The following is a 12,227-nucleotide window of genomic DNA, read 5'->3' as shown; positions in this document are numbered from 1 at the left end:
GCTGCTACAGTGCCGCACGGAGTTTCGCGGCGTTCTCATAGTCGCGCTGCCATTGCGGGCTGGTCGGAGCGAGGATGACACGTTCGACTCCCGCATCCCGGTGCGCGGCGAGCAGTTCAGCGGCCGCGGCGTGATCTTCTGGCAAGGCTGGTGCGACGACGGTGACCGCGGGCACCGGTCGATCGAATTGCGCTGCGAGCGCGCGCAATTCGTCGATTTCGGTCGCCAACTGGGCGAGGCCGGGCTGCAGGGTGATCCAACCCTCGGCGTACTCCGCGGCCCGACGCCGCGCCCGAGGCCCGTTGCCCGCCACCAGAATCGGCGGCATGGCCGATCCCGGCGACAAGGCTACGTCCACACCGTTGACCGTGGCACTCGACCCCGTGACGAGATCGGGCAGCACCCGCAACGCCTCATCGGTGCGGCGGCCGCGATCCTCGAAGGCCATACCGGCCGCGCGCCAACCGATATCGCCGTGCGCCGGATTCCCGGTACCGATGCCGAGCAGCAACCGGTTACCCGATACGTATTGCAGCGTGCTGATCTGCTTGGCCGCCCAGGCGACCGGGCGCAGTGCGAGCAGCATGACGTTGTAGCCGATCCGGATCCGGTCGGTGACGGCCGCCGCCGTCGCGAGCGTCACGGTACTGTCCAGCATCGGCGCACTCGCCACGAGATGGTCTGTGGACCAGACCGATTCGAGTCCGAGCTGTTCGGCGAGCCGGGCGCTGGCGCGCACATCGCCAAGGATCGGCTGCGCGGGATCGGGTGTCGAGGTCGGGAGGATAACGCCGATTTCCAAGGTCATGAGCACAACGTTAGGTACCGGAGGTGAGCGTTCCAATGGCTTGGGCGCTCACTCCGATGTCCCGAACGCTCACTCCGCCGCAGCTGCCTGCTCGGCGGGCTTGCGTTGCAGTCCCTTTCGGTCGTAGTACAGCGTCACCGCGGCGCCGAGTGCCAGACCGATGCCCACACCGAGCACCGCCATCCAGCTGCCGCGCGCGAGCCCGGCGTCACCGTTGGCATTGAAGTACAGGATGGCGCGCACGCCGAGATAGACCTGGTGCATCGGTTCGAAGCTGGCCAGCCACGCGAAGTAGCCCGGCGTCGCTTCGATCGGCACGCTGCCGCCCGAGGAGGGCAGGCCGAGCACGATGAACAGGATCAGATTGACCAGCAGACCCGCGGTGCCGAGTGCGGCGAGCACCGACAGCGCGGTCAGCCCGACCGCGATGATCGCGAGCGCGCAGTAGAGGAACAGCGCGAGCGGATGATCCAGCGGCACATCCAATACCGCCGCGATGCCGAGAAATACCCCGGAGACGATGGGCGCGGTGACGATCAGGATCGCCCACTTCAGCAGCAGGGTGCGAAACCGGGAAATCGGCGCGGGCGGGTAGTGCAGGTACCACGGGCCGTATTCGGTCGGTGCGAATCCGAGTGCGGAGTCGGTCATCGAATGGATGATCATCGCGCCGGTGAATCCGGCGAGCAGCACCATGATCGTGTAGAAGAACGCGGACAGGCCCTGGCCGGTGCCGTCGGGCAGTGGCCGATACGGTGCGACCACCACTTGGATCGGGTGGGCCAGCATCAATTGGCTGGCCCCGGCCAGTTCGGGCGCCGCACCGCCCCCGGCGGGTCGCAGTTGGGCCTGCACGGTGTCGGTGAGTTGTTTGCCGACGGTCTCGTCCACGCGACTCAGCGCCTGTTCGGCGGTGCGCTGCATCACCCCCGTGGCGAAACTGCCCGCACGCGGATTCGTATGCACCGTGATGATCGGCTGCTCGACCTTGCCGGGCACCACCCCCGCCGCGCCGAGAATGGCCAGCCGCTTGGTGAAGTCACTGGGGATCACGATCGCGCCATAGGCCCGGCCCTGGTGCAGTTGCCGCTGCGCCTCGGCGAATCCGACGACCTGCAGGTCGATCTTGTCGGCGGGGATGCCGGCGAGCAGCGCCTCGGTGATCTGATTTCCGACGTTGGTCGGTTTGCCACCGAGGGTATCGCCGTCGTCCTGATTGACCAGTGCCACGCGGAAATCGTGCAGGTTCTTGGTCGGATTGACCACGTACGCAAGGTACATGGTGGCCAGTAGGGACATGAGCAGAGTGACCACGGCGATCGGGGCGATCCAGGCCCGGGGCCGCAGATGGCGGGCGGCTGTGTCGGCAGTCGTCATGGGCGCACGGTAATCCGTCGGACGGGTGTTTCGGTAGCGATCGGGCGTGGGTCGGCTGCTGGTCACATCGCGGGTCCGGTACCCATCAGCGAGACAGCCATCACAGCTGGGCGTATCGGGCCGGCTCAGGATGGATCAGGGGCGGGCAGGGGCCAGCGATCCACGGTGTGCAGGGTTGAACCGGCTTGCTGGGCATAGTGTTCGGCGTGCAGGGCACCCGGGTGGAATCTGCGCGAGGCGGCCAACCAGCCACCGGCTTGGCGCAGTACCTCTGCTCGGGTCAGCGGCGGGTCGGTGCCGAGCAGGAGGGCGCCGTGCTCCGGGGCGACGATCGCGGCGGAGCCGAGATGCTGCAGGCAGCGCCCGGTGCCGAGATCGTCGTCGAGTTCGCGATAGGCGGTGAGGGCGCGCTGCCAGTGCCGCAGCGCGCGCCGGGGTTCACCGCGTGCCCACCAGACGATGCCGAGCGTTTCGCGGGTGTGCGCGCGACCCGCGGGATCCCGGCCATCCCGCGTAAGGGATTCGGCCAGCTCCAGGTGTCCCTGGGCGGTGTCGAGGCGGCCCTGATGCAGATGGACGACCGCCAGATTGATCAGGGCGCAGACCTCCGCGGGCACATCCGTGCGGGGCAGCAGCCACCAGGCGGCCTCCAGCCGATCTTCCGCCTCGCTCAGCACGATCGGGCTCGGTGGCGCGGTGTCGAGCGAATGCAGTGCGGTGTAATGCGCCCAGCGCGCGGACAGACTGGTCGACAGGCCACGTGGACGATACTTCGGTGGCCGCACACGCAGGCGTCCGGCCCGCAGCAGAGCCAGATCGCGAGACAGTGGGAACTCGTCCGATTCGGTCAGGCGGCAGAGGGCCTCGGCCACACCGGATGCGTGCTCCGGCAGGCCCTTTCGGGCATACCACACGTCCAGGGCGTCGGCGATGCGCGCGAGCTCGTGCACCGCGACCCTCGGCACCGGCACCGTGGGTGCTGGAAACAATGTGCGCAGATACGGTTCCTGCGCCTCGAACCAGCGGCGGGCACCCTTGGCGAAACGAACCGTTTCCAGAGCGATCGCCCACCGGGTCGCGCGGTCGGCGTAGTGGTGCAGCAGCGCGGGCAACGCGGCCTGCCACCGTGGCCCGGCGACGACTTCCGCCGTCGCGGGCCGTCGGGGCTTCTTGCGCAGGCAATACCGATCAGCCCCGAGATATGTCACGATCCCGCGCACCTCGAGATCCTCGAGCAGCAATGCCGCGGTGCGCCGCTCCACGACCGAATCCGACGGCAACCGGGTGGGCGCGTCGAGAATCGCCGACAGCACGGCCAGCAGTGCGGCCGTCTCGAATTCGTGGACCGGCAGGTCCCGCAGTGCCGCCAGGATCGGATCGTGGTCCAATTCGGTGAGCTCTTGCGGCTCATCGGGACAGCTGGTGGCACCGACGAACCGGACCGGCTCACCCGGTTCGATCAGTTCCGCGATCAGGGCGAGTTCTCGTTCGGTGCGCACTCCTTCGCGAAACTTCTCGATGCGCCGGTAGGCGACGTACGCCCCTACCGCCAGCACCCCGACAACAGTCAGTCCACGCAGCAGTCCACTGATCACCTTGACGGCATCGTTGTCACCGAGCGAATTCACCACGATATTCCGGGCGAGCTCCAGCACCACGGCCCAGGCCACCACCTCGGCGGTGCCGAGCACGCCCTCCCAGATCGTCGACCGCGGTGTGCTCTGCTGTGGCGATTCGTGCCCACGTGGCTGTGTCATCGCAGCGTTCCCCCCGTCAGTCCGGGCACCAGCCAGCGCCGCCATGTCGAGAGCAACAGCAGCACCGGCAGCACGGCCGACAGCAGGGAGCCCGCCGCGAGTTGTGCGGCATTCTCGTTGAATTGCCGTGCCTCACCCCACAGCAGCAGCGACCACGGGCTCGCGCCCGCGCCGTTCATCATCAGCCCGATGAAGAAGTCGTTCCACACCTGGATGAATTCCAGCACCGCGACCGCGACCACGGCCGGACCCGCGGCGGTCAGCAACCGCCGCATGATGGTGCCCGGACTGGCCAGCCCGTGCAGCACATCATCGGCAGGACCGTCCAGCGGGGCCAGCATGGCACCGCGCAGGATCAAGATCGCGACCGGCAATCCGGCGGCGGCGTGCACGAAGATCAACGGAATTCTGGTGCCGGACAAGCCGAATGCGTCGATGAACGCGTCGAGCGAGCCGAGATAGCCCTGCGCGGGCAGCACCGACAGGACGACCAGCGATACCACCGCGATCCGCGTCATCGCTCGATCCGGGCCGACCGCGGCCAGTCGATGTGCCACCGGCAGCGCCGCGGCCACCACGACTACGGTGGCCAGCCCGGCCACCAGGAATGTCGTCTGCCAGGCATGACGAAAGGTCTGGTCCTGCCACATACCCGTGAGGGCGGCGAGATCGAATCCGGAAGGGCCGTCGAAACATACGACGATCAGCACCAGGATCGGAATCGATGCGAATACCGACACCAGCGCGATACCCGTCGCGCGCACCGGGCCGATCCGGAACCTGCCCGCCGACCCGGACGCCGTCGAGGAGGCCGTCCATCCGGTCCGATGCCCGCGCACGCCGGTCTGCAGCAGCCAGGCCACGAACCCCACCAGCACCGCCAGCGGCAGGGCGTAGGCGGCCGCCACACCCGCGCCGAGATCGGAGTCGGTGACCAGCCGCCACCACTGCACGGTCGCGCTATCGAGCTGATACTGCATCGACCCCGGCACCCCGATCAGCACCACATCGAAGACGCGGGCCGCCGCCACACCCACCACCAGACCGAGGATCAGCAATACCGGACGCACCAACTCCAGTAGGCGCAGCAACGGGAATCGCCGTCCCTGTCCGTGCAGATGGCCCGAGCGCACCGGGTCGGCCTCGATGGCCCGGATATCGGCGCGGAGCAGTCCGGTGAGGAAGCCGAGCCAGGTCCACAGGAAGGCGGAGCCGAGCATTATCGCGTACCACATCCGGTACCCGCCGACGCTGCGCATGCCGAACCGGTCGGCGAGATATTCGAAGATCAGCCGGAACGCGACGCCCGAGACGAACGCCGAGATGCCGAAGGGGACGATCAGCGGCACCCACAGCGCGCGCGAATTCCGCGACCACCATGCGATCACCAGCGCGGCGAACAGCAGCATCAGGCCGAAGACAACCCACAGCAGAGTGCGCACATATGCCCAGACTCCGTCCGTGCTCAGCGCCGCGCCCAGCGACCACAGCCCGAGCGCGGCGGTTGCGGCGAAGGCCGACCGCAGCGCCAGTCGGAGGCCACCGCGGCGGCGATGCCGGGATATCAGCGTGAACGTCACGGCAGCGACGGCGACGACGGTGCAGGAGACCACGATTCGCGGACGGGCCTGCACCGCGATCGCGACCGTCCACAGCGCGGGAGCCACCAGCAGCACCACGATCAGCCCGACCGCGAGCAGACCCGCCCAGCCGAACCAGCGGTGTGGACGGCCACCTGGTACGAGCGGGCCGCGCATCCGGCGGGTGGCCAGTTCCAGGCGCAGACCATTGGCCCGGAAGTCGGAGACACCCGTCATCGACGGCTCCGCTCGGCGGCGTCGAGTGCGGTGATCGCGGCATCGATCGCGGCATCCGGATGCTCGTTCGCACCGTCGCCGATCGTGGTGAGAAAGCTGGTCAGGATGCGCCACAACCCATTTCGGCCGCCAACGGCCCCGAGCTGGTCGGACAGGTCGAATGCGCTCCACGAGGTCTGCGATCGCGCGATCGGATCGAGCAACGCCGAATATCGTGCGGAGGTCCGCAGATTCGGGGCGATGAAGCCGCCCACACCCTCGATCCACGGCAGTGGCGCCTCGGGTGCGGCCAGCGCCGCCACCACCTCGTCGGCCCGCTGGTCGGCGTATTTGGTCACCACCAGGACATCGCCACCGACGATCCGCGGGCGCTCGCCGCCGAGACCGACCGATGGGAACTGCGCGATGCCGACAACGTCTTCGGAGCGCCGTCCGGCGGCCCGAAGGCTCTCGCGCACAATGGGTTCGGCGAAATCGGGGGCGATCACCATGGCGGCACGACGGTGTTCGAACACATCCCGGATGGCATCCGGGAATTGTCTGGTCAGGGCCACCGCGACACCGCCAGCGAAGGTGTGGCGCTGCCCCCACAGTCGAGCGAGGTGTCCGAATGCGGCGTGCACGGCGGGACGGTCCCAGGTCCGGTCCTTGCGCGGGCCCGCCAATTCGTCGTAGGTGCGCGATGATTCGGCGCGCAGCACATTCTCGAAGACGTCGGTCAGTACCCATCCGTCGCCGGCGGCGAGGGCGAGCAGTCGGATCGGCGTGTTCGCCAGCACCTCCATTCGGTCGATCCAGTCCGGGATCGTCCAATTGGCCGGATCGCCGAGACGATAGCGCTCGATTGCCTGCCGGTCGTACCAGACCAGCGATTTATCGGCGGCCTTGAACGGCACACCATACGGTTTTCCGCCCTGGTACAGCAGCTGCTGCCACGGTTGCGAATAGCGTGCCCCGTTCTCATCGGCCCAGAACCCCTCGGCGACCGGCCGCAGTTTGTCGTCTTCGACGAGGGTGCGGACCTGTCCCGCCTGCGGCAGCATGACGATATCCGGCGCCGACTTCCCGCCCGCCGTGAACGCGGTGCCGATTTCGTCGCCGAGCGGGATCACCTCCACCGACCCCGCAAACGGCAAACGCGCCAGGACCGATCGGAACGCCGACAATTCCGTCCCGCTCCACGACACCCCGATCCGGACCAGTCGCGAATCACCCCACAGCAATTGGGGAGCACACGCGGCCAGCGGCAGCACCAAACCCGCTTGCAGCAGTGCTCGTCTGGTCCCCATGCTCTCCCGACAGTGCCTCATGACAGTCGCCGAGAATTATTCCATCAACCCCACAGGGCCGGAGCGATTCCGGGCACACAGCTCGAAGGACAGGCCATTCAGCTGTGTGACGCCGACCCGAAACCGCCCTGGATCCAAGGGAATTCGACGCAGACCCGCCCGCCGTCACAGCCTCGGCGCAACCATCCCTTGCGTTTGATATAGACCAGCGGAATCACCGCCGCCACCAGGGGCATGCCACAGGGCGCAACGCCGGTCATGGCGACGCCGCCATCGGCAGAGCCACGCGCTCACGCCGATCGCGGCGGTCGCTCGCGGTTGTCGCCGGCCGCCGCATACAATATGGTAGTGATTCATAATGAATGACGTACACAATTCTCCCGAACGGACAGCACGCGGCGCGGACGGTCTGCTGTACGACCCCGGCGTACGGCGATCGATGCGAGTGCTGGCATCAGGCAAAGGAGTCGATGCACTGGAAACCGCCGCGGCACTGCGATCGGCGTGGCAAGCCGTCGATCGGCTGCGCTCACAGGGTGCGGGCGGTCGGGGGCTGAGCACCGGAGCGTTGGACGTGCTGGGCAGACTCGGTGTCGCCGACCACGAAATGAGCATCGGGGACTTGGCGCACGCCTGCGGCGTGAGTTCACGCAATGTCACCGGGTTGGTCGATACTCTCGAACGCAATGGCCTGGCCGAACGCGTTGCGGACCAACAGGATCGCCGCATTGTGCGGGTCACGATCACCGAAGCCGGACGCGACTGGCTCGTGTCCTTCCGTCAGCCGACCAACCGGGCAATGTCGGCCATCTTCGCCGGATTCACCACAGACGAGCTCGCGCAACTGCGCCACCTGTGTCTGCGGGTCGTCGACAACCAACACCGGATCGAGCAACACCTCGCATCCGACGCCACTGCGCAAACCGACCGCACCGCCCACACCCGAAGGACACGATGACCACCGCCGGATCACCCGCCCAGCAGGCCGTCCAGACATACCACCGCGCCCGCTTCCAAGGCGACATCCACACCGCCGCACAACAACTCGCCGACGAATTCCGCTTCCGCAGCCCATTCATCGAATCCGACAGCCCGACAGGTCACCTCGCAGGCATCGAGCAACTCGCCCAGATCATCGACCGTATCGACATGATCAGCGAGCTGTACAGCGACACCGACGCCGTGCTGATCTACGACCTCCACACAAAGTCCCCGGTCGGCGTCCAACACACAGCCGAGCACTTCCGCCTCCACGACGGACGCATCACCGCGATCAACCTCATTTTCGACGCAGCCCCCTGGAAAGCCATCATGGCCACCACCGACCTCGAAACACGCTGATACACCGCCCATCGGTCGCCCGTCCGGCGACTTCCGCACGCTGGTCGTAGCCGGACCAGCCCGCCTCCAGATCCTGTGGCTGCTCAGCCAGGGTGAACGCGATGTCGGCACCCTCGCCGCCGAAATCGGCCACACCGTGCCCGCGGTCAGCGAGCATCTGAGCAAACTCGAACTCGCCGGTCTGGTTCACGTCCGAAAACTCGGGCGGCGCAGCATCTACACCATCACCGATGCCGATATCGCCGCTCATGCGGCTCGCATTCCGCCACCACCAACTGCGCGGCGGACCGCCGGGTTCGGACGCGCGCTGACGGGCTGGCATCATGCGCTCTGTGAACCTTCGTTTCGGAATCCAGCTGGCGCCGACCGCCGACGAACTCCCCCGTCTTCGCGCGCTCGCCCGAGTCGCCGATCGGGAAGGGCTGGATCTGCTCGGAATTCAGGACCACCCGTACGCGGGTGGGCTCGCCGATACCTTCGCGGTCATCGCGACCGTCCTCGCCGAGACCGAGCGGCTGCGAGTCTTCCCCGATGTGGCCAGCCTGCCGCTGCGCGGTCCGGCGCTACTCGGCAAACAAGCGGCGACACTCGATCTGCTCAGCGGCGGACGGTTCGAGCTGGCCATGGGCGCCGGGGCTTTCTGGCCCGCCATCAGCGCGATGGGTGGTCCGTCGCGGACGAATCCCGAAGCGCTGCAGGCGCTCACGGAGGCCACCGAGATCATTCGGGCCATGTGGGTGCCGGGCGCCAAGGCCAAAGTGGCCGGTGCGCATTACGCCGTGCACGGTGTGCAGTCCGGTCCGGCGCCGGTGCATCCGGTCGGAATCTGGTTCGGCAGTGTCGGACCGAAGGCCAATGCACTGACCGGGCGGATCGCCGACGGCTGGGCGGCGCCGATCCCGCACTACCTGCCCTACGAGAAATGGCAAGACGCACAACAGATCATCTCGGCCAGCGCCCTCGATGCCGGACGCGATCCCGGCGACATCATGCGGATGGCGCAGCTGGTCGGCGATATCACCGAGGCGCCCGGCTCGGTGACATTGCGTGGCGAGGAGCCGATTCGCACCGATGCGGCCGGCTGGGCCCGGATCCTGGCCGATCTCGCTACCGACACCGGATTCGACACATTCGTCTACTGGCCGCAATCACCGGATGAGACCCAGTTGCGCCGATGGGTCGCTGAGGTAGTGCCGCGCGTGCGCGAACTCTGCGCCTGATCGAGCGCCCCCGTCCGCGGCGGCGCGCCCGGGTGCAGCGAGCGACCCGTCCATCATGGCTGCGCCGGGCCGATCGGCCACACTCGCGCCTTCCACCGTGCAGGTGTGTGGTTCACATGCGCTCAGGTGCCGCGATGCCCAAAAGACCGAGTCCGTGTGCGAGCGTTTTCGCGGTCAATTCGCAGAGTGCGAGGCGGTTTCCGCGGACGGGGTCGGGTGCGGTGAGCACCGGGCAGCTCTCGTAGAAGCCGGTGAAGTCGCGGGCGAGGTCGTAGAGATAGCCGCACAGCCGATGGGGTTCCAGGGTCGCGGCCACTTCGGCGACGACCGTGCCGTAGGCGTCGAGTTCCAGCGCAAGTGCCCGTTCGGCGGGTTCGAGCGCGATGCTGGCGTCGATGCATGACGTGCGGTCTTCGGCCTTGCGCAGAATGGACCGAATTCTCGCATGCGCGTATTGGAGGTAGACGCTGGTATTGCCGTGCAACGCAACCATGCGGTCCAGGTCGAAGGTGTAATCCTTGATCCGCGAGGTGGACAGGTCGGCGTATTTGACCGCGCCGATGCCGGTGGGTTCGGCGATCGCGTCGAGCTCGACGGCGGGCAGGTCCGGGTTCCGTTCGGCGACAACGGCTCTGGCCTTGGCGACGGCCTCGTCCAGCAGATCCGTCAACCGGACGGTGCCACCCGCGCGGGTCTTGAACGGCCGTCCGTCCGGGCCGAGCACCGTGCCGTAGGCGATATGCTCGGCATCGATATCATCGGTCAACCATCCCGCCCGCCGCGCGGCCTCGAAGACGAGCCGGAAGTGCAGGGCCTGACGGGAATCGGTGACATAGAGCAGCCGCTCGGCGCGCAGAGTATGTACGCGGTAGCGAATGGTCGCCAAATCCGTTGTGTCATAGCCATATCCGCCGTCTCGCTTGCGCACCATCAGCGGGACCGGCTGGTCATCGGGGCCGGTCACCTCCTCGGAGAACACAACGAGGGCGCCGTCGCTGTCGACCGCGATGCCCTTGTCGACCAACTCGGCGATGGTGTCGGCCAGCAGTGGGTTGTAGAACGACTCCCCGACATAGTCGTCCGGGGTGAGGAGTACGCCGAGCCGATCGTAGATTTCACCGAACGCCCGCTCCGATTCGGCGACGATCTCCCGCCACCGCTGCGAGGTGGCGGGATCGCCGGACTGCAGCGCCACCACCCGGGCCCTGGCGCGGTCCGCGAATGCCGAATCGCCGTCGAATTCCCCGCGGGCCGCCTTGTAGAGACCGTCCAGCGCCGACACCGCCGAGACACCACCGCTCAGCTCATCGTGGCGCCACCGCAGGTCTGGGTGCTCGTCCAGATACTGGATGAGCATGCCGAACTGAGTTCCCCAGTCCCCCAGGTGATTCTGCCGAATTACCGCGGCGCCGAGGAAGTCGAGCACTCGGGCGATGCTGTCGCCGATGATCGTCGTCCGCAGATGGCCGACGTGCATCTCCTTGGCGATATTGGGCGCCGAGTAGTCGACCACGGTACGGCGTCCGGCCTCGGCTGCCGGTACGCCGAGCCGATTATCGCCCGATCGCGCCGAAATCTGTTGCCAGACCGTACGATCCGCTACGGCGATGTTGAGGAATCCGGGCCCGGAAACCGTTGCCGTGAACCGCCCGTCGCCCGGCTCTGCCAATGCCGAGGCCAACTCCGCGGCGAACTCGGCAGGCCGCATCCCGACCCGCTCGGCCACCGCGAGCGCCACATTCGACTGGAAGTCCGCGCGTTCGGAGCGTCGCACCACCGGATCCGCGCCAGCCACCTGGGGGCGGACCCGCCCGATCGCCGCCGAAACCACGCCAGCAGCCTGGCCCAGCAATGGCAGCACTCCGGATTCAGCCACACGCTTCCCTCCTGTCGGTTCGGATCCGTGAGTATTCCAGTGCGGCTGTATCGCGCCGAATGATTTTCCGCGTCGACCGTCCTCGACAGCGGACCATGATCGGTCCGCACGCGTGCGGCCCCGCGCGGACTGCCCGGCCGAGCGAGCGCCGGTAGCCTTGGCGGGTACTCGCCGGGCTGGATTCATGGGAAGGGAGCGGACGTGGCCGCATTCCGCACACGCGGCATCGGACTGGCCGTTCTCGCGGTCGCCGGACTGCTGACCGGCTGTTCCGGCCATGGCACGCCGGATGCGGGTCCGACCGCCGCCCCCACCGCCAATTCCCTGACCAATTGCACGCCGCTGACCGATGAGCAGATCGGCCGCACCGCACAGGCCGATACCCTCACCGCACACCATCGTCCGCCGGTCTGCGTCTGGCAGGCGCAACGCGGCGATGACGAATCCGACCTCACCTTCACCTACACCGACCGCGAATCGCTGCAACAGACGTGGCAGCGGGCCGAGAACGACGGTTTCCAGAACCAACATCTGACCATCACCAGACAGATTTTCGGGACCACGGTCACCGCGACCGGCTTCTATATCCGCAATCCGCACGACCCCGGCGATTGCGCGGTCGCCGCCGCCGATAACGGCACCATCGTCTGGCGGGTGCAAAACCACTCGCACACCACGTCACCGGACCCCTGCGCCATAGCGCTGCAACTGGCAACGCTGACCATCGATCTCGCGCCTTAGC

10 protein-coding genes and 1 pseudogene are annotated in these 12,227 nt (G+C 67.4%); 5 read left to right on the top strand and 6 right to left on the bottom strand.

The window, feature by feature from the left end; all coding sequences use genetic code 11:
* Positions 1 to 4: 4 nt before the first annotated feature.
* From ACQP0C_RS16665 to ACQP0C_RS16645, 5 genes are all read right to left on the bottom strand, one after another.
* Entirely contained in the window at positions 5 to 808 is an 804-nt protein-coding gene (locus ACQP0C_RS16665; RefSeq protein ID WP_433733788.1) for an LLM class flavin-dependent oxidoreductase, read from the bottom strand.
* Positions 809 to 877: 69 nt separating this feature from the next.
* Positions 878 to 2,185 (bottom strand): YhgE/Pip domain-containing protein, encoded by a 1,308-nt coding sequence (locus tag ACQP0C_RS16660; RefSeq protein WP_433733787.1) that lies wholly within the window; start codon positions 2,183 to 2,185, stop codon positions 878 to 880.
* A 125-nt stretch (positions 2,186 to 2,310) separates the two neighbouring features.
* Positions 2,311 to 3,942: a tetratricopeptide repeat protein gene (locus tag ACQP0C_RS16655; RefSeq protein ID WP_433733786.1), complete on the bottom strand. Its 1,632-nt coding sequence runs from the start codon at positions 3,940 to 3,942 to the stop codon at positions 2,311 to 2,313.
* Positions 3,939 to 5,759: a hypothetical protein gene (locus ACQP0C_RS16650; RefSeq protein ID WP_433733785.1), complete on the bottom strand. Its 1,821-nt coding sequence runs from the start codon at positions 5,757 to 5,759 to the stop codon at positions 3,939 to 3,941. The genes ACQP0C_RS16655 and ACQP0C_RS16650 overlap by 4 nt, the downstream gene beginning before the upstream one ends.
* The gene (locus tag ACQP0C_RS16645; RefSeq protein ID WP_433733784.1) at positions 5,756 to 7,048 is read right to left on the bottom strand and encodes an ABC transporter substrate-binding protein; all 1,293 of its coding nucleotides are present in this window, start codon (positions 7,046 to 7,048) and stop codon (positions 5,756 to 5,758) included. The genes ACQP0C_RS16650 and ACQP0C_RS16645 overlap by 4 nt, the downstream gene beginning before the upstream one ends.
* 358 nt (positions 7,049 to 7,406) lie before the next feature.
* Between ACQP0C_RS16645 and ACQP0C_RS16640 the strand changes: the two genes are divergently transcribed.
* The 4 genes and pseudogenes from ACQP0C_RS16640 (at position 7,407) to ACQP0C_RS16625 (ending at position 9,609) form a co-directional block, all read left to right on the top strand.
* A complete protein-coding gene (locus tag ACQP0C_RS16640; protein WP_433733783.1) occupies positions 7,407 to 8,006 on the top strand; it encodes a MarR family winged helix-turn-helix transcriptional regulator in 600 nt (199 codons plus the stop codon).
* Complete coding sequence (locus ACQP0C_RS16635; RefSeq protein WP_433733782.1) at positions 8,003 to 8,389, top strand: nuclear transport factor 2 family protein; 387 nt, start codon at positions 8,003 to 8,005, stop codon at positions 8,387 to 8,389. The genes ACQP0C_RS16640 and ACQP0C_RS16635 overlap by 4 nt, the downstream gene beginning before the upstream one ends.
* Before the next feature lie 10 nt (positions 8,390 to 8,399).
* Positions 8,400 to 8,573 (top strand): annotated as a pseudogene (locus ACQP0C_RS16630) (ArsR/SmtB family transcription factor); the annotation flags it as partial.
* 148 nt (positions 8,574 to 8,721) lie between these two features.
* Positions 8,722 to 9,609 (top strand): LLM class flavin-dependent oxidoreductase, encoded by an 888-nt coding sequence (locus ACQP0C_RS16625; RefSeq protein WP_433733781.1) that lies wholly within the window; start codon positions 8,722 to 8,724, stop codon positions 9,607 to 9,609.
* A 112-nt stretch (positions 9,610 to 9,721) separates the two neighbouring features.
* Here the strand turns inward: ACQP0C_RS16625 and argS are convergent, their stop codons facing one another.
* Complete coding sequence (gene argS, locus ACQP0C_RS16620; RefSeq protein WP_433733780.1) at positions 9,722 to 11,485, bottom strand: arginine--tRNA ligase; 1,764 nt, start codon at positions 11,483 to 11,485, stop codon at positions 9,722 to 9,724.
* Between the two features lie 201 nt (positions 11,486 to 11,686).
* Between argS and ACQP0C_RS16615 the strand changes: the two genes are divergently transcribed.
* Entirely contained in the window at positions 11,687 to 12,226 is a 540-nt protein-coding gene (locus tag ACQP0C_RS16615; RefSeq protein ID WP_433733779.1) for a DUF3558 family protein, read from the top strand.
* Position 12,227: the final 1 nt, after the last annotated feature.

Source organism: Nocardia sp. CA-129566, from assembly GCF_050956075.1.
Classification (GTDB): Bacteria; Actinomycetota; Actinomycetes; order Mycobacteriales; family Mycobacteriaceae; genus Nocardia.
Note: the sequence above shows the minus strand (reverse complement) of the source record. Positions and strands in the feature narration are given on the sequence as shown.